Genomic DNA, 17,924 nt, shown 5'->3' on the forward strand with positions numbered 1-17,924 from the left:
CCGCGTCATTTCGTTGCGCTGTGGAGTTCAATCGCTATCGGGGCATAGCGGACGCCGGTAACCGTTCAGCCGGCAAATGATAGGTTCACGGCTTAAGACGCCGCGCGCTCCGGCGTTCCGAACAGGCGCCCGAGCAAGGAGATCGCGGAATCGCCCGGCATCAGCGTTGCGACGCTGACTGCGGGCTCGGAGCGGGCATCGCGGCGGCCGTTCTGGGTGTGGCGCATCACGCTTGCCAGACGTCGCGTGATCGCTTGTGCGTTGCGCAGGTCGGTGCCGGCGAATGCCACGACCAGCGAGCGGTCGTCATGCACCGCGCCGAAATCGACCTGGCGCATCAGCCGGCTGATGATCCGTGCGCCGTCGAATTGCGCGCGGGGTTGTGCTTCGTCGAAGGTGAAGCGCGCCACCGAGAGCGCGCCGCCGCGCTCGGCGGTCTGGTAGACGGCGGTCGCGAAGTCGCGCTCGAACGCGGCCTTGGTGAGCAGGCCGGTGCGGGCATCGATCAGACCCTTGGCGTCGATCGCCTTCAGCATGCGGCCGAGCCGCGCCTCGAAGGCGTGCTGGCGGATCATCGGCAGCGCCATGTCGGCGATGCGGGTCGGCCCGGCGGTGACGATCTCGAGATTGGGCAACTCGTATCGCGGCGTCAGCTCGCCCGAGGCGACGATCACGGGCAACGGGCGGAAGCGGACATCCTCGGTCAGCACGGTCAGGAATGCATCCATCACCCGCGGCGTGAAGCCTTCCGCCAGCACGATGCCGTCGATATCGCGGCTACTGAGATGCTTGGCGGCAGCCTCGATGCTGAGGGCGCCGACCACGCCGGCGCGCTCGCCGAGCGCGACCGACAGCGTCGGGTAGGCGCCGCCGCGACCGATCAACAGCGCGGTGGCCTCTCCGATCGGATCGATGTCAGACAGGGCGATCGGTGCCGGCGGCACCAGGCGGCGCATCACGGTGGCATGCAGCGCGCGAACGCGTAAGGACGCGTTGAGCCGGGCCACCAGCCGATCCGGCAGACCCTTGTTCTGGAAGAATGCGATCACGGTGTCGGGCAGGGTGGTCGCGGGATCGACCGCGATCAGCGGCAGATACGGCGCGCGGGCGGCGGCGCGCTTGGCGAGACCCGACAGGGTGACGAAGTCGACCCCCTCGGCGGCCGCGATGATCGCGGCCGGCTTGACCTGCTCGATGGCCCGTCCGGCCTCGTTCCAGTCGGTGACCACGACCGGGAACAGTTTCGTCTCATCGAGGACTGCGGCGAACGACGGCTTTGCCGACGCCGATACAATGAGGACCGGACCTTGTTGAGACATTCGAACGCTCGAAACCAATGCAGAAATCAGCAACAGCTGCGATGCTAGTTCGCATGGCTTAATGCGGCGTCAACACAATGATAAGACTAACACAATGATAAGATTTTAACTCACCCCGGCGCCGCCACGGTCGCGAAACGCTTCGACCATCAAGGGGTTAAGCCCAAGTTCTGTGAGGGCGTCACGGGCGCGCGCATTGTCGTGCGCCCGTCCGGCCAGCCGGTGGCCGCTGAGACGGTCCGGCAATGCGGTGAGCAGCGCGCCCTGGCCGAGGCGGCGCGACCATTCCTGCAGCTCCTGGGCGAGGAAGCGGTAGCCGCCGACCGTCATCACCCCCGACGGCGGCGCGGTGATGTTGATCGCTCCGGTCGCGCGATCGACCCGCGCGGCATATTCGGTGTCGACGAAATCGCGCGGCGACGGCGCGATCAGGCTGTCGCCGGGCGGAGGCGGCGGCGCATAGGCGGCGACCGGCACCATCGGGCCGCGCAGGCCGAGCGTGCCCTTCGGCGTCAGCAGGATCTCCCCGGCGACCGATGCGCCGGGCGCTTCGCGCGGCGCACTGTGCGGCCCCGGCTTGATCACGGCCGGCGATCCGTCCTCGGCGGTGCGGCGGGCGCCGAACAGCCCGGCCTCGCCGAACAGATAGACGTCGGTCATCGTCACCCGCCGCGAGCCCCAGTGCGGGCTGGAGGCAACTTGCTCGGGCGTACGCCAGAGGCCGATCACGGTGCGCAGGCTGGGCAGGCGCTCCGACAGGCCGCGCTCGTCGAGCCGCAGTGCGAGCTGCGCCGGCGCGATTAGCGTGTTGCAGGTGTGATCGTTGAACTGGGTCTCGAACGCGTCCTCGTCGAACGGGTGGTGCAGCACCAGCGTTCCGCCCGACAGCAGCCAGGTCACCAGCGACGCGCAGATGCCGGCGAACGACATCGGCGCGAACGCCGACATGATGGTGGCGCCTTGCGGCAGATCGCTCTCCAGCGACATCGCGAGCCCGCCGGCAATCAGGCCGAAATGCGCCCGCGGCACCGGACGAAGACCTTCGCTGGTGACGTCGAACGAGATCAGCGCCGGCTTGCGGCCGTCCTCGATCATCGGGCGCGAGGCCCGGGAGTCCTCCAGGATCGCCTGGTCGAGCGACGCCATGCCTTCGGGCAGATCGGTCCCGAAGCCGCAGACATGGCGGATCGAGAACGCTTCCGCCGCGGCGTTCATGGCGATGTCGGCATACGAGACGCCGTCGATCCGGCCGCAGCTGACGATCGCCCGCGCCGCGGTGCGGTTGAGCACGGACGTCAGCTCGGCCTGCCGCCACAGCAGCGGCAGCGGCACCACCACGAGGCCGACCCGATGCGCGGCAAGAACCGTCAGGGCGAATTCGACCGTGCCGGGCAGCTGCACGGCGATCACCGTGTTGGCCGGCAATCCGCTCTGCACAAAGTGGGCGGCGATCGCCGAGATCGCGCGGTCGGCCTGGGCATAGGTCAGGCGCTTGCGGGTCTGTCCGGTGATGCGCTGCTTGTTGAGCGGGTCGACCAGCGCCAGCGCCTCGGGCTGCCGCGCCAAAGTGCGCTTGAACAGGGTATCGAGCGTTGGCGAGGTGATCGACTGGTTCACGGGTTCAACGTCGGTTGCATCGCTTCGCTCGGACCAGGTCATGCCGCGTCGGGTCGTATCACTCGGCAAATCATCTGGATTGCGTGCCGGGCTTCTGCTGCCACCAAGTCTCCGGCAGGTAGCCCGTCAACGCCGTGGTCGAAGGCCGTTCTATCCGATTCCAGCGCGCGATCCATTGCTCTCCCAAGTTAAATAGGGGGATAGCGTAGAAGCCCGACATCAGGGCCCGGTCCAGCGCCCGGACCGCCGAGACGAAGGCCGGCCGCTCGCGCGCCGCGAGCAGCGCCGCGATCATGGCGTCGATGGCGGGGTCCCTGGCGCCCATGTAATTCCTTGTGCCCGGCAAATCGGCGGCCTGGCTGCCCCAGTAGAACCATTGCTCGTTGCCCGGCGACAGCGACTGGTCCCAGCGGATGGGGATCATGTCGAAGTCATAGCCGACCCGGCGCTGCTCGAACTGCACCGCGTCGACCACCCGCACCGCGGCTTCGATGCCGGCTCGCTTCAGGTCACGCTGATAGGCGAGGGCGATCCGCTCATGCTCGCGCGTCGTCACCAGGATCTCGATGCGCAGCGGCGTCCCTGTCGAGCGCTGCTTCAAGACTGTGCCGTCGAGCGCGTAGCCCGCCTCGGCGAGCAGCGCGAGCGCAGTGCGCAGGAGGCCGCGGTCGCGCCCCGACCCGTCGGTGACCGGCAGACGATAGCGGCCGTCGAGGATATCGGGCTGGATGTGCGACAGGTATGGCTTGAGCAGCTCGCGCTCGCGATCGTCGGCGGGGCGGCCATAGGCGGACAGATCCGATCCCGCAAAGAAACCGCCGGCGCGCGAGAACAGTCCGAAATAATAGTTGCGGTTGACCCATTCGAAATCGAACAGCATCGCCAGTGCCTGACGCACCCGCAGGTCGGCGAATTTCGGCCGCCGGCTGTTGAAAACCAGGAATTCGGACGGCCGCGGCGTGCCGATCTTGATGGTGTCGCGGATCACCTCGCCGTTGCGCGCCGCCGGGAAGTCATAACCTTCGTGCCAGCGCAGCGGCTCGGTCTCGGTCCGGAAATCATACAGGCCACGCTTGAAGGCCTCGAACATGCCGTTGGCCTCGCGGTAGTAATCGAGCCTGATCTCGTCGAAGTTCCAGAGGCCGCAATTGATGGGCAGGTCGCGGCCCCAATAATTGGGATCGCGCGTGAAGGTCACGCTGGCGCCGGGCTTGACCGCCGTCACGCGGTAGGGGCCGGACCCGATCGGCGGCGCCAAGCTGGTTTCCTCGAATTTTTCGGGGTCGATGGCGTGCCGCGGCAGGATCGGCATCAGGCCGAGGATCAGCGGCAATTCGCGATCCGCCACGCCGCCGAAATCGAACCGGACCGTGAGCGGGTCGAGCTCCTCGGCCTTTGCGACTTTCGAATAATACTGACGGTGCATTGGACGGCCGTGGTCGCGCAGCAGCGCCAGCGAGAACAACACGTCGTCGGCCAGCACCGGCCGGCCATCCGAAAAGCGGGCGCGGGGATCGATGTGGAATGTCACATAGCTTCTGGCGTCGTCGGTCTCGACGCTGCGCGCGAGCAGGCCGTACAGCGTGAACGGCTCGTTATTGCCCCGCGCCATCAGGCTTTCGTAGACATAACCGCGCTCATAGCCGTAGCCCCTGACCTGCTGCACGGGGACGCCCCTGATGATCAGGGGATTGAGACTGTCGAAGGTGCCGATCACGCCCTGAACCAGGCGACCGCCCTTGGACGCGTCGGGATTGGCGTAGGGCAGGTGGGTAAAGTCGGGTGGCAGCGCGGGGGCGCCATGCATCGCGATCGCGTGGCTCTCGGCGGCGGCCGCAGCGACCAGCCCGCTCGTCAGGAATCCCAAGACCGGAAATCCCAAGCCCAGGAATCCCAACGCCAGCCAGATGGCGGCCCATGCGGCGCGCCAAGTGTGCCCGGGAACACGTGCGTGAGGCGCCGGATTTGATTCGCGAAACGTCACGTCCGGAGGTTTATCACAGGCGGCTGAAACTCGCCGCGAGATGGGCGCAAATACGCTTGTCGGCATTGATCTTTCCGCACGCCGCTGTATTGAAGGCGTGCAATTCGAAGGCGGGAACGCCTGTCACGTATCCGCCTCAATTGACTAGGAGACAGCCGCCCAAACGGCTATGTGTCGGCGCCTGCAGCGGTTTCGGGCTTCCGTTCAGAAAGGGTTTTCCGCAATGAATTTCCGTATCTTGGCCGCCCCGGTCCGGCCGCATGGGCGAATTGTCGCCCTGATGGCGGCGACGGCATTCTCTGCAGCGCTCCTGGTTCCTGCCGCTCAGGCCCAGCAGCCGGCAGCGCCGGCGCCTGCGGCACCGAAGGCTGCGCCCAAGGCGGCACCCAAGGCAGCTCCGAAGGCTCCGGCAGCCCAGGCGCCCGCCCAAGCACCGGCCGCCGGCCAGCCGCCCGCTGCGGCCGGCCAGCCGCCGGCGCAGGATCAGCAGATCCAACTGATCTACGCCCCCTGGACCAAGTTCTGCCTGAAGGGCCAGGAAGCCAACGCCAAGCAGGTCTGCTTCACCGGCAAGGACGGCCGCATCGAGTCCGGCCAGCCGGTGATCGCCGCCGTGATCATCGAGCCGGAAGGCGAGCCGAAGAAGATCCTGCGCGTCACGCTGCCGCTCGGCATGCAGCTCGTGCACGGCACCCGCATCATCGTCGACGGCAACCCGCCGCAGCAGGCGCCCTATGTGATCTGCTTCCAGAACGGCTGCATGTCCGACTATGAAGCAACGCCCGAGCTGATCGCCAACATGAAAAAGGGCCAGAACCTCGTGGTCCAGGCGATCAATTCCAACGGCGCGCCGCTGACGCTGCCGCTGCCGCTCAACACCGAATTCGCCAAGGCCTATGACGGCCCGCCGACCGATCCGAAGGTGTTCGAGGAAAACTCGAAGAAGCTGCAGGAAGAGTTGCAGAAGCGCGCCGAAGAGCAGCGCAAGAAGCTGGAAGGCGCGGGCGGTGGCTCCGCGCAGGCTCCGGCGCCGGCCAACCCGGCGGCCAAGTAAACACTTCAATCACGCGTTCAAGAAAGCGCGAGATCATCGCGATCAAAAGGCGCCCGGAAGGGCGCCTTTTTTGTCATGCGAAACAGACTGGCTGCTGGCAGCCTGCTGCGCTGGTGATCGTGCAGATCGTGTGCGATGGTCGCCGCAGGGTGCTTCGATTGCGTCGCGCGATGAGCGCGCATCGTTGGTGCCTCGTCCGGACAAGTCCGGCGTCGAAGCACAATCATAAATCCGATACGGGAGGCCAGACGAAAGCGCGAACAGCGCCTTCGATGCGCAAATGCGCGCGTGGGTCTTTCCGCGAATCCTGGCCGCCGTTCGCAGCCATGGAAGTCGCGCAATGTCCCAGCAAGTCAGCACGCAGCGGCGGGAACTGCGCTCCCGGCCTCGGGAGCAGCCGACCGGCGGTGCTTCGGTCGATGCCGGCGTTCGCGTCAGCCAGGACAACGTCCCCGGAACGTTTCATCCCGGCATCGTCCATCTCGCGCTGGCGATGGGCGGCTTTGCGATCGGCATCGCCGAATTCGCGACCATGAGCCTGTTGCCGTTCTTCGCCCACGACCTGCACGTCAGTGAGCCCCAGGCGGGCCACGCGATCAGCGCCTACGCACTCGGCGTCGTCGTCGGTGCGCCGGTCATCGCGGTGCTGTCGGCGCGCATGACCCGGCGGACGCTGCTGATCGTGCTGATGGGCTTCTTCGCGCTGATGAACGGCCTTTCGGGGCTGGCGCCCGATTATCACACCATGCTGGCGCTGCGCTTCCTGGCGGGGCTGCCGCACGGCGCCTATTTCGGCATCGCCATGCTGGTCGCGGCCTCGCTGGTCCCGACGGACAAGCGCACGGCGGCCGTCGGCCGCGTGCTGCTGGGGCTCACCATCGCGACGACGATCGGCGTTCCGCTCGCCAACGGGGTCGGGCAGGCAATCGGCTGGCGCTGGGCCTTCGCGATCGTCGCCGGCCTCGCGCTCTTGACCGCGATGCTGGTCCTGATCTTCGCCCCGCGCGATGCCGCCAGCAGCAAGGCGAGCCCGCTGCGCGAACTGTCGGCACTCGGGCGCAAGCATGTCTGGCTGACGCTGGCTATCGGCGCCATCGGTTTCGGCGGGCTGTTCTCGGTCTACACCTATCTGGCGTCGACCATGCTGGCGGTGACGCACACGTCGCCCGCACTGGTGCCGGTGACGCTATGCGTATTCGGCGCCGGCCTCACCGCCGGCAACATCATCGTGCCGCGCTTCGCCGACCGCGCGCTGATGGCAACCGCGGGCGGGCTCCTGCTGTGGTCGGCGGCGACGCTCGCGCTCTATCCGCTGGCGGCAGGAGATTTCTGGACGCTGACCGCCGACGTGTTCCTGATCGGTCTGGGCGGGGCGCTCGCCACCGTGCTGCAGACCCGCCTGATGGACGTCGCGGGCGAGGCGCAGAGCCTCGCTGCGGCGCTCAACCATTCCGCCTTTAACGTCGCCAATGCGCTGGGGCCGTGGCTCGGCGGAATGGCGGTCGCAGCCGGCTACGGCTGGACGTCGACCGGCCTGGTCGGCGCGGGGCTGGCGCTGGCGGGCTTTGCGGTCTGGGCGATCGCGGTTGTCTTGGCCAAGCGCGAGGGTGTGTGAGCGTGGCAGCGCGAACGCCGTGGCATTCGCCGGACCGCCGCCGGAGCTCAGTTCAGCGACGGATTGCGCGGACGGTAGCCGCCCGATTTGTCCTTGATGAAGATCTCCGCCACCTGCGAATGCCGGATCGGCTCGCCGGACTCGTCGGGCAAGAGGTTCTGCTCCGAGACATAGGCGACGTATTCGGTTTCCGAGTTTTCCGCGAGCAGATGGTAGAACGGCTGGTCCTTGTGCGGCCGCATGTCCTCGGGGATCGACAGCCACCATTCCTCGGTGTTGTTGAACTCCGGGTCGATATCAAAAATCACGCCCCGGAAGGAGAACACCCGGTGACGGACGATCTGCCCGATCTGAAACTTGGCGGTGCGCGCTTTGATCATGGCTCGTCGATAGACCAACATTGTGGCCGATGCTAGGGGCTAAGGTCCGAATTAGCCCACGCTTTACCGATTCCAGCTCTGCAAAAACGACCCGAAATCCGGCCGAGAAACTACTTTCAGAATGATCGATATCCTCAATCTGGCGTTGTCGTATTTCGGCTTGATCTTCATCGGCTATGCGTGCGGCAAGGCCAAGGGTTTGCCCGAGAGCGGGCTCGCCTGGATGAATTTCTTCCTGCTTTACGTTTCGTTGCCGGCGCTGCTGTTCGGGATCATGTCCAAGACGCCGTTTGCGGAGCTGAACAACCCGCCATTCCTGATCGCCACCACGCTCGGAACCGTGCTCGCATTCTTCCTGGCGATGGTCGCGGGCAAGGTGATCGGCGGGCTCACGCTGCGCGAGGCGACGCTGGCCGGCCTGTCGGGCGCCTACGGCAATATCGGCTATATGGGGCCCGGCCTCGCGCTCGCCGTGCTCGGTGCCAAGGCGGCGGCGCCGACCGCGCTGATCTTCTGCTGCGACAGCATCTTCCTGTTCTCGATCGTGCCGCTGCTGATCGAGCTCACCGACCGCGATCATCCCTCGCTGCTGCACGCACTCGGCGTGGTGCTGCGGCAGATCGTGCAGAACCCGCTGATCATGTCGGCGGTGTTCGGGGCGCTGGTCGCCGGCTTTCACATCCCGATCCCGGTCGCGCTCGATCGCACCATCCAGTTCCTGGAAAATGCCGCCGCGCCGACGGCGCTGTTCGTGCTCGGCATCACGGTGGCGCTGCGGCCGTTCGAGCGGGTGCCGTGGGAGGTCCCGGGCGTGGTCGCGATCAAGCTTTTGATCCATCCGCTGCTGGCGTTCGGCCTGATGCTGCTGTTCGGCCCGTTCGCGCAGCCTTGGGCTGCGACGGCGGTGCTGATGGCCTCACTGCCGCCGGCGCTCAACGTGTTCGTGATCGCGCGGCAGAACGACACCTGGATCGAGCCGGCGTCGGTCGCGGTGCTGATCGGCACCTTCGCCTCGGTGGTCACGCTGACCAGCGTGATGTGGTTCATCCAGAGCGGACGGCTGGTGTTTCCCTGATCGGCGCGCTTCTTATTTGACGCGTTTTCTTAACGCGAACCGGTACCCACTTCGCTCGAAAACGCTTTGCTCACCGCCGCCACGACGGCGCGAGGCCTTCGCGCATCGCGAGGCGCCGCAACGGGCCGAATGCGCCGAGCAGATGCAGTCCGGCAGCGCGCGCCGTCTGCATGCCGAGGAAATCACTCAGCAGCGACCGGTTGGCGATATCGATCGCCCAGGTCCGGCTGGCGACATCGGGGCGCCGCGCCGCCTGGTAGCGCGACAGCACATTGGGCGCGCCGGGATCTTCGCCACGACCGATCGCCTGACCCGTGATCTCGGCGATATCGGCGGCATCGCGCAGTCCCATATTGAGACCCTGCGCGCCGATCGGCGGCAGCACATGGGCGGATTCCCCGACCAGCGCGATCCGGTTCTTGGCGAATTGCCGCGGCCGCTCGATGGCGAGCGGAAACACGTGACGGCCGCCCTGGACCTCGATGCGGCCGAGGATGGAATGCGATTGTCGCTCGGCGGCGAGGGACAATTCGTCGTCGCCGAGTGCCATCAGCCGTTCGGCCTCCTTGGGCGCCGAGACCCAGACCACGCTGCTTCGGTTGCCGCTGAGCGGCACGAACACGCAGGGGCCGTGCTCGGTGTGGAACTCGGTAGAGATGTTGTGGTGCGGCCGGGTGTGGGTGACGTTGAAGGTGAGGGCGGACTGCCCGAGCTCGCGGCTTGTCACCTCGATGCCGGCGGCCTCGCGGGACAATGAATTGCGCCCGTCGGCACCGACCACGAGCCGGGCCTGAAGCGACTGGCCCTGACGCGTCACCACGGTGACCGCGGCAGCGTCCGGCCGCACCGAGGCGGCTTCATCGTCGAACCGCGTCAGCGCGGACAGTTCGCCGGCGCGGTCCTCGAGCGCCGCGACCAGCGAGCGGTTGTCGATGTTGAAGCCGAACTGCTCGCGGCCGATCTCATCGGACGAGAAGCGCACCTCGGGCGCACGGATCAGGCGGCCGGTGTCATCGACGAGGCGCATGGTCTTGAGCGCCGCCGCTCGGTCGCTGCAGCGCCGCCAGACGTCCAGCCGCTCCAGGATATCGGTCGAGGCACCGAGCAGCGCGGTGGTCCGGTTGTCGGCATAGGGCGCGCGGCGCGCCAGCAGCGCGGTCCGTGCACCTGCGTCGGCAAGGGCAATCGCAGCCGTCAATCCGGCCGGACCGCCGCCTATTACGATAACGTCATAATCCAGCGAGCTGTCGGTCATACCAGGACATTTGACATGCTTGGCCCGATTTTCAAGCCATCGGTAACCACCAAGAGTTTCCAACGCTTTGCGCGGCGGAACGCCGCAAGACCGCATATGCAAACCGCTCCGATTCCTGATAGCACTCGGCCGATGGAGCATTCGAGCCAGCCCGATGCGTTGCCAGAACGGATGCGGACCGCCGCATTCTCCGTTCATATTTTCACGGCGCTGGGCGCCGGGGTCGCGCTGCTGGCGATGCTGGAGGCGGTGCGCGAGCACTGGGCCAACATGTTCGCCTGGCTTGGGGTCGCGCTGGTCATCGACGGGATCGACGGCCCGCTGGCGCGCCGTCTCGACGTAGTGCGGCTGCAGCCGAACTGGTCGGGCGAGGTGCTCGACCTGGTGGTTGATTTCGTTACCTATGTGTTCGTGCCGGCCTATGCGATCACCGCGAGCGGCATGCTGCTGCCGCTGGCGGCGCCGATCCTCGGCATCGGCATCGTGGTCTCCAGCGCGCTGTATTTCGCCGACCGCCGCATGAAGGCCGATGACAACCATTTCCGCGGCTTCCCGGCGCTGTGGAATGCGGCGGCGTTCTACCTGTTCCTTCTGCACCTGCCGCCGGTGCTGTCGACGATCGTGGTCGCGCTCCTGATCGTGCTGACCTTCGCGCCGTTCCACGTGCTGCATCCGCTGCGTGTGGTGCGGCTGCGCTGGCTCACGCTGTGGCTGCTCGGCGCATGGGCGCTGCTCGGCATGTACACGCTTGCCAACGATTTCGTGGTCGGAGCGCCGATCACTTTCGGTCTCTGCGCCATCGCCGTCTACATCGTCGGCAGCGATACCGTGATCCGCCGGATGAAAGCCTTCAGAGCATGATGCAATTGATCACCAGCCCGGAAGCCTGGGCGGCGCTGTTGACGCTGACTGCGCTCGAGATCGTGCTCGGCATCGACAACGTGATTTTCCTGTCGGTGATCGTGTCGCGGATCCCGCCCGCGCAGGCCAAGCGCGCGCGGCAGATCGGCCTGCTGCTGGCGCTGGTGTTCCGCATTCTGCTGCTCTCGATCCTGGTCTGGCTGATCGGGCTGACCCAACCGGTCATATCAGTGAAGGACGTCGCGCTGTCGTGGCGCGACATCATCCTGATCGGCGGCGGCCTGTTCCTGATCGCGAAAGCGACCCACGAGATCCACGGCGAGGTCGAGGCGCGCGAGGGGGAAGCCGACGACAGGCCGAGCGCCAGTGCGTTCTTCTGGGTGATCGTGCAGATCATCATCATCGACTTGGTGTTCTCGCTGGATTCGATCATCACCGCGATCGGCATGGCGCAGGACATCGAGATCATGATCGCGGCGGTGGTGATCGCCTGCGCCATCATGTACATCTCGTCGGGACCGGTGGCGCGCTTTGTCGCGGAGCACCCGACCACCAAGATGCTGGCGCTGGCCTTCCTGGTGCTGATCGGCGTGGCGCTGGTGGCCGACGGCTTCAAATTCCACATCCCGCGCGGCTATATCTATTTCGCGATCGCCTTCTCGGCCGCTGTCGAGGCGTTCAACGTCATGGCCAAGCGCAACCGCAGGAAGCCGGCGCGCTAATCGGCATTGTCTCCGCGCAAACGCTGCGCGTTTGTCGCGCGGGAAGACCGCTTCGCGCTTTTCCGGATCATGCCATGGCCGGTTCCGGCCCGCTTGGTTGACAAGCCGGCCGCGATGGCATTCGCTCGCTTGACGCTGATATTGAGGGGAGCGACGACATGACCAAGGCTGTGCGCGTGCACCAGGTGGGGGGCCCGGAGGTCCTGACCTATGAGGACGTCGAGGTGGGCGCCCCGGGGACGGGCGAGATCCGGATCCGCCAGCACGCGGTCGGTCTGAACTTCATCGACGTCTATTTCCGCACCGGCCTCTACAAGGCGCCCGGCCTGCCGTTCATCGCGGGCAACGAGGCCGCAGGCGAGGTGTTGGCCGTGGGGCCGGGCGTGACCAATTTCCACCCCGGCGATCGCGTCGCCTACTACTACAATCTCGGCGGCTACGCGTCCGAGCGCGTCATCCCGGCCGACAAGCTCGTCAAGCTGCCCGACCATATCACCTACGAGCAGGGCGCCGTGCTGATGCTGAAGGGCCTCACGGTCTGGTATCTCCTGCACAAGACCTTCAAGGTCGAGCACGGCCATCGCGTGCTGATCCACGCCGCGGCGGGCGGCATCGGGCTGCTCGCCTGCCAGTGGGCGCGGGCGCTTGGCGCGCATGTCATCGGCACCGTCGGCTCGAAGGCGAAGGCCGATCTCGCGCTCGCCAATGGCTGCGATCACGTCATCCTCTACAACGAGGAGAACTTCGTCGAACGCGTCAAGCAGATCAGCCGCGGCGAGCTCTGCGACGTCGTCTATGACGGCGTCGGCAAGACCACGTTCCCGGGATCGCTGTCCTGCCTCAGGCCGCGCGGTCTGTTCGTCTCCTTCGGCAACGCATCGGGTCCGGTGCCGCCGTTCCCGCTTGCCGAACTCAACAACCACGGCTCGCTGTTCGCGACGCGGCCCAAGCTCAACGACTATGTCGGCACCCGCAAGGAGTTGCTCGAAGGCGCCGACACGCTGTTCGCCGCCGTGATCAACGGCAAGCTGCACGTGCCGATCAACCACGCCTATGCGCTCAAGGACGCGGCCAAAGCGCATATCGATCTGGAGAGCCGGGCGACCACCGGCGCGGCAATTTTGCGGCCGTAGAGAGATCGTCATTCCGGGGCACGCGAAGCGTGAACCTCAGGTGCGCAATTGCGCACCGGGGAATCTCGAGATTCCGGGTTTGATGCTGCGCGTCGCCCCGGAACGACTGGGCGATTGCTACGCCACCCGCCGCGCCGCGCCGACCTTGGTCAGCACGGTATCCAGGCAGTCGATGACAAGGGAAATCTCCTCCCGCGTCACGTTGAGCGCCGGCATGAAGCGCAGCGCGTCCGGCTGCGGCGAATTGATCAGCACGCCGGCCGCGAACGCCTCGGCAACCACGGCGGCGCCGATCGGAATCTTGAGGTCGAGCGCCAGCAGGAGGCCGCGGCCCCTGATCTCGCCGAGACCGTGCCGCGACGACAGCCGCTGCAATTCGCGCTCGAGCAATAGGCCGGCATCGACAACCGATTTCAGGAAATCGGGCTTGCTGATCTGATCGAGCACGGCAAGCCCTGCGGCGCACATCAGCGGATTGCCGTTGAAGGTGCCGCCTTGGTCGCCGTGATCGAAGCACGAGGCATGCTCGGTCGCGAGCAGGGCCGCGAGCGGCACGCCGCCGCCGATGCCCTTGCCGAGCGTCATGATGTCGGGCTCGACCCCGGCGTGCTGATAGCCGAACAGCTTTCCGGTCCGGCCGATGCCGGTCTGAATCTCGTCGACGATCAAGAGCAGGCCGCGCTGCTGGGTCAGCGCCCGCAACTCCCTGAGGAATTCATCCGTCGCGGGCCAGACGCCGGCCTCGCCCTGGATCGGCTCCAGCATGACCGCGACCGTCGACGACGAGATCAGCTTTCGCACCGACTCGATGTCGTTCAGCCTGGCCTTGCGGAAGCCCGGGACCTTCGGCTCGAACAGGGGCTCGAACGCCTTCTTGCCCGAGGCCGACATGGTCGCGAGCGTGCGGCCGTGGAAGCCGCCTTCGAAGGTGATGATCTCGTGCGCGCCATTCTTGTACTTCGTGCCATATTTGCGCGCGAGCTTGATCGCGCCTTCATTGGCCTCCGCGCCTGAGTTGGCGAAGAACACCTGGTCGAAGCAGCTGTTGTCGACTAGCAACTTCGCCAGTTTCAGGCTCTGCTCGTTGTAGAACGCCGGGCTTGGCGTCAGCAGCCGCCTGGCCTGCGCGGCCAGCGCGTCGGCAACGATGACTGGCGAGTGGCCGAGGGGATTGACGGCCCAGCCCTGCACGAAATCGAGATAGCGGTTGCGGTTGCTGTCCCACAAATACGAGCCGGCGCCGCGCACGAAGACGACCTCGGGGCGAGCGGTGATGTCCATCAGCGCATCGAACGGATGGGTGGCGTTGGTCATGTCGTTCTCCTCTGGGGTCGGTATTGGGAAAGGGCAGGCCGAAAAACGAGAAGGCCGCGCTTTGGGGGCGCGGCCTTCTCGAAAACCTTGGCTGATTTATAGGATCAGCGATGGCGTCGGACACGGCGCAGCCCAGCATCGTCGCGGGTGCGACGACGGCAGATGGCGCGGCGGTGGGTCCGGTTCAGCTTCATGGCGCAGGCCCATACAGCCGAACGCCGGAACATGTCAAGCGTCAGAATCCGGCGACGCTGCCGTGCAGGTCGTATTGGTCGGAGCGCTCGATCTTGGCGGTGACGATCTCGCCGACCTTGAGCGGACGGCGGCTGGTGAGGTAGACGGCGCCGTCGATCTCCGGCGCATCGGCCTTTGACCGGCCCTTCGCCACCGTTGGGCCGACCTCGTCGATGATAACCTGCTGGCGGGTGCCGACCTTGCGCTTCAGGCGCCTCGCGGAGATCTTCTGCTGCCGCGCCATCAGCGCATTCCAGCGCTCCTGCTGGACCTCGTCGGGCACGGCATTGCCGATCGCATTCGACGCGGCGCCGGCAACCGGCTCGTATTTGAAGCAGCCGAGGCGATCGATTCCGGCTTCATCGAGCCAGTCGAGCAGATAGGCGAAGTCGGAATCGGTCTCGCCGGGGAAACCGACGATGAAGGTCGAGCGCAGCGTCAGCTCGGGGCACTGCTCGCGCCACTTCTGGATGCGTGCCAGCGTCTTCTCCTGCGCAGCCGGGCGCTTCATCGCGCGCAGCACGTCCGGGCTCGCATGCTGGAAGGGGATGTCAAGATAGGGCAGCACCTTGCCCTCGGTCATCAGGCCGATGACCTCGTCGACATGCGGGTAGGGGTAGACATATTGCAGCCGCACCCAGGCGCCGAGCTCGCCGAGCTCCTTGGCGAGATCGAAGAATTTTGCGCGGACGCTGCGGTCCTGCCAGGGACTCTCGGCGTATTTCAGGTCGACGCCATAGGCCGAGGTGTCCTGGGAAATGACGAGCAATTCCTTGACGCCGGCCTTCACCAGCTTCTCGGCCTCGCGCAGCACGTCATTGGCAGGCCGCGACACCAGATCGCCGCGCAGCTTCGGGATGATGCAGAAGCTGCAGCGGTTGTTGCAGCCTTCGGAAATCTTCAAATACGCGTAGTGCCGCGGCGTCAGCTTGACGCCCTGCGGCGGCACCAGGTCGATATGCGGGTTGTGCGCCGGCGGCAGCGCGCGATGCACGGCGTCCAGCACGCTTTCATATTGCTGTGGCCCCGTGATCGAGAGCACGCCGGGATAGGCGCTCTCGATCTGCTCTGGCTCGGCGCCCATGCAGCCGGTGACGATGACCTTGCCGTTCTCGGCCATGGCCTCGCCGATCGCGGCGAGCGATTCCTGCTTGGCGCTGTCGAGAAAGCCGCAGGTGTTGACGATGACGATGTCGGCGCCGTCATGCTTGCGCGCCAGCTCATAGCCTTCCGCGCGCAGCCGGGTGATGATGCGCTCGGAATCGACCAGCGCCTTGGGGCACCCCAAGGACACAAAGCTCACTTTCGGCGCGGCGGCCTCTTGCATATCTCTGATCTGCCTGATGAATGGGCAGGAGCTAGTCCCAATTGCCGAGAATTACAACCCTTTCCCGGGGCTTCCGGCATGATATGGATGCATCTGCCGGGCCTTAAGAGTTGTCGATGAGCGCTGAATCGTCTCCCAAGATCGTCATAGTCGACGAGAGCCCGATCCGAGCGGCCATCCTGGAGGAGGGACTGCGGGAGGCCGGGTATACGGATGTCGTGCATATCAGCGAGATGCAGAGCCTGCTCTCGCGAATCTATGCGCTCGACCCCGAGATCATCGTCATCGACCTCGAGAACCCCAGTCGCGACGTGCTGGAACAAATGTTCCAGGTCAGCCGCGCGGTCCGCCGGCCGATCGCGATGTTCGTCGACCAGAGCGACGCCGCCTCGATCCAGGCCTCGGTCGAGGCGGGCGTCTCCGCCTACATCGTCGATGGTCTCAAGAAGGAGCGGATGAAGCCGATCCTCGATCTGTGCGTCTCCCGCTTCAATGCCTTCGCCAAGTTGCAGGACGAGCTCGACCGCACCAAGCACGCGCTGGAGGAGCGCAAGGTGATCGATCGCGCCAAGGGCATCCTGATGAAGGTGAAGGGGCTGACCGAGGAGGAGGCCTACGTGCTGATGCGCTCGACCGCGATGCGCGAGAAAAAGAAGATCGGAGAGATCGCGCAATCGATCCTGACGGCGTCGGAGCTCCTGAAATGACCACACCATTGCGCATCGGGTTCATTCCGCTGGTCGACGCTGCCGCGCTGATCGTTGCCGTCGACAAGGGATTTGCCGCGTCCGAAGGCCTCGACGTCACGCTGGTGCGGGAAGTGTCGTGGTCGAACGTCCGCGACAAGCTCAATATCGGCCTGTTCGACGCCGCTCATCTGTTGGCGCCGGTGGCGATCGCCTCGAGCCTCGGGCTCGGTCACGTCAAGGTGCCGATCGCGGCGCCCTTCAACCTCGGGCTCAACGGCAATGCCATCACGGTATCGCCGGCGCTGCACGCCGCGCTGATGGAAGAGATCGACGGCGACCGCTTCGATCCGATGGCAACCGCACAGGCGCTCGCCCGCGTGGTGGCCAAGCGGCGGAAGAGCGGGGCAGAGCCGCTGACCTTCGGCATGACCTTCCCGTTCTCGACCCACAATTACCAGTTGCGGTTCTGGATGGCCGCCGGCGGCGTCGATCCCGATGAGGATGTCCAACTCGTGGTGCTGCCGCCGCCCTACATGGTCGACAGTCTCGCCAACGGCCATGTCGACGCGTTTTGCGTCGGCGCACCCTGGAATTCGATCGCGGTCGATCTCGGCATCGGCCACATCCTGCATTTCGTCTCCGACATCCTGCTCAGCGCGGTGGAAAAGGTATTGGCTCTGCGGCAGAGCTGGTCGGAGAAGCATCCCGACACCGTGGCGGCGCTGGTGCGTGCACATCTGCGCGCCGTGGAGTTCATCGAGCGGCCCGAGACCCGGTCCGAGGTCGCGGGCATCCTGGCGCAGCCCGAGCGGATTGGTGTCGATGCCAGCGTCATCCAGCGCACGCTCGATGGCCACCTGAAGATTTCGCCCGACGGCACCATGCGCGAGAGCAATCGCTATTTGCTCGTCGGGCGCGAGGCTGCGGCGCGGCCTGATCCGGGGCAGGCGGCCTGGCTCTATGCGCAGATGGTTCGCTGGGGCCAAACGCCGTACCGGCCGGAGGCGCTGAAGACCGCCATGGCCGTGTTCAGGCCCGACCTCTACGACGCCGCATCGGGTCGCCCGGCCGGCGCCTCCAGCGCCATCGGGGCGTTCGCCGGCCCGCCGTTCGACCCGGGCGACGTTCCGGGGCATCTGGCGGCGTTCAAGATCGGGCGCTGGAAGGCCTGAGCGTGACGGAGCGGCCGCTTCCGGCCGGCTCGTGCACGACCGGTGCGTCCTGTTGCTGGGACAAGGATGGGCAACGGGCGCGGCAGCGGCAGCGCCTCGACTATCCACCTCCGGCTACTTTGTATGGGGTTGTTTTCGAGATTTTCGGTTCTTGCGGGACTGCTGCGGGTTCC

Annotated in this window: 15 protein-coding genes; 8 read left to right on the plus strand and 7 right to left on the minus strand. The window is 66.1% G+C overall.

Annotated features, from left to right (window positions below):
• Positions 1-92: 92 nt before the first annotated feature.
• The 3 genes from ACVWY5_RS16680 to ACVWY5_RS16690 form a co-directional block, all read right to left on the minus strand.
• Positions 93-1,319, minus strand: a complete 1,227-nt coding sequence (locus ACVWY5_RS16680) for a hypothetical protein (RefSeq protein ID WP_028332049.1) — start codon at positions 1,317-1,319, stop codon at positions 93-95.
• A gap of 105 nt (positions 1,320-1,424) precedes the next feature.
• Positions 1,425-2,978 (minus strand): class I adenylate-forming enzyme family protein, encoded by a 1,554-nt coding sequence (locus ACVWY5_RS16685; RefSeq protein WP_028332048.1) that lies wholly within the window; start codon positions 2,976-2,978, stop codon positions 1,425-1,427.
• A 28-nt stretch (positions 2,979-3,006) separates the two neighbouring features.
• Positions 3,007-4,743, minus strand: a complete 1,737-nt coding sequence (locus tag ACVWY5_RS16690; protein ID WP_321177291.1) for an extracellular solute-binding protein — start codon at positions 4,741-4,743, stop codon at positions 3,007-3,009.
• Positions 4,744-5,143: 400 nt separating this feature from the next.
• On the opposite strand from ACVWY5_RS16690, the gene ACVWY5_RS16695 reads away from it, so the two are divergent.
• Positions 5,144-5,974, plus strand: a complete 831-nt coding sequence (locus ACVWY5_RS16695; protein WP_028332046.1) for an invasion associated locus B family protein — start codon at positions 5,144-5,146, stop codon at positions 5,972-5,974.
• A gap of 340 nt (positions 5,975-6,314) precedes the next feature.
• The gene (locus ACVWY5_RS16700) at positions 6,315-7,589 is read left to right on the plus strand and encodes an MFS transporter (protein ID WP_028332045.1); all 1,275 of its coding nucleotides are present in this window, start codon (positions 6,315-6,317) and stop codon (positions 7,587-7,589) included.
• A gap of 47 nt (positions 7,590-7,636) precedes the next feature.
• On the opposite strand, the gene hspQ is transcribed toward ACVWY5_RS16700, so the two are convergent.
• A complete protein-coding gene (gene hspQ / locus ACVWY5_RS16705) occupies positions 7,637-7,969 on the minus strand; it encodes a heat shock protein HspQ (protein ID WP_021081543.1) in 333 nt (110 codons plus the stop codon).
• A 121-nt stretch (positions 7,970-8,090) separates the two neighbouring features.
• Between hspQ and ACVWY5_RS16710 the strand changes: the two genes are divergently transcribed.
• Entirely contained in the window at positions 8,091-9,044 is a 954-nt protein-coding gene (locus tag ACVWY5_RS16710) for an AEC family transporter (protein ID WP_028332044.1), read from the plus strand.
• Between the two features lie 70 nt (positions 9,045-9,114).
• On the opposite strand, the gene ACVWY5_RS16715 is transcribed toward ACVWY5_RS16710, so the two are convergent.
• Entirely contained in the window at positions 9,115-10,299 is a 1,185-nt protein-coding gene (locus ACVWY5_RS16715) for a UbiH/UbiF family hydroxylase (RefSeq protein WP_028332043.1), read from the minus strand.
• Positions 10,300-10,431: 132 nt separating this feature from the next.
• Between ACVWY5_RS16715 and pcsA the strand changes: the two genes are divergently transcribed.
• The 3 genes from pcsA (at position 10,432) to ACVWY5_RS16730 (ending at position 13,015) form a co-directional block, all read left to right on the plus strand.
• Positions 10,432-11,160, plus strand: a complete 729-nt coding sequence (gene pcsA, locus ACVWY5_RS16720; RefSeq protein ID WP_051375998.1) for a phosphatidylcholine synthase — start codon at positions 10,432-10,434, stop codon at positions 11,158-11,160.
• Complete coding sequence (locus ACVWY5_RS16725) at positions 11,157-11,882, plus strand: TerC family protein (RefSeq protein WP_028332041.1); 726 nt, start codon at positions 11,157-11,159, stop codon at positions 11,880-11,882. The genes pcsA and ACVWY5_RS16725 overlap by 4 nt, the downstream gene beginning before the upstream one ends.
• 158 nt (positions 11,883-12,040) lie before the next feature.
• The gene (locus ACVWY5_RS16730) at positions 12,041-13,015 is read left to right on the plus strand and encodes a quinone oxidoreductase family protein (protein WP_028332040.1); all 975 of its coding nucleotides are present in this window, start codon (positions 12,041-12,043) and stop codon (positions 13,013-13,015) included.
• A gap of 117 nt (positions 13,016-13,132) precedes the next feature.
• Here the strand turns inward: ACVWY5_RS16730 and ACVWY5_RS16735 are convergent, their stop codons facing one another.
• Positions 13,133-14,329 carry an acetylornithine transaminase gene (locus tag ACVWY5_RS16735; protein ID WP_028332039.1) on the minus strand — a complete coding sequence of 399 codons (1,197 nt, stop codon included), beginning with the start codon at positions 14,327-14,329 and terminating at the stop codon, positions 13,133-13,135.
• A 235-nt stretch (positions 14,330-14,564) separates the two neighbouring features.
• On the minus strand, positions 14,565-15,890 hold the full coding sequence (rimO, locus tag ACVWY5_RS16740) for a 30S ribosomal protein S12 methylthiotransferase RimO (protein WP_028332038.1): 1,326 nt from the start codon (positions 15,888-15,890) through the stop codon (positions 14,565-14,567).
• 116 nt (positions 15,891-16,006) lie between these two features.
• Between rimO and ACVWY5_RS16745 the strand changes: the two genes are divergently transcribed.
• Both ACVWY5_RS16745 and ACVWY5_RS16750 read left to right on the plus strand, forming a co-directional pair.
• Positions 16,007-16,597: an ANTAR domain-containing response regulator gene (locus ACVWY5_RS16745; protein WP_028332037.1), complete on the plus strand. Its 591-nt coding sequence runs from the start codon at positions 16,007-16,009 to the stop codon at positions 16,595-16,597.
• A complete protein-coding gene (locus tag ACVWY5_RS16750; RefSeq protein ID WP_028332036.1) occupies positions 16,594-17,751 on the plus strand; it encodes a CmpA/NrtA family ABC transporter substrate-binding protein in 1,158 nt (385 codons plus the stop codon). Before ACVWY5_RS16745 ends, ACVWY5_RS16750 begins: the two co-directional genes overlap by 4 nt.
• Positions 17,752-17,924 lie beyond the last annotated feature (173 nt).

The organism is Bradyrhizobium sp. USDA 3256 (assembly GCF_054058275.1).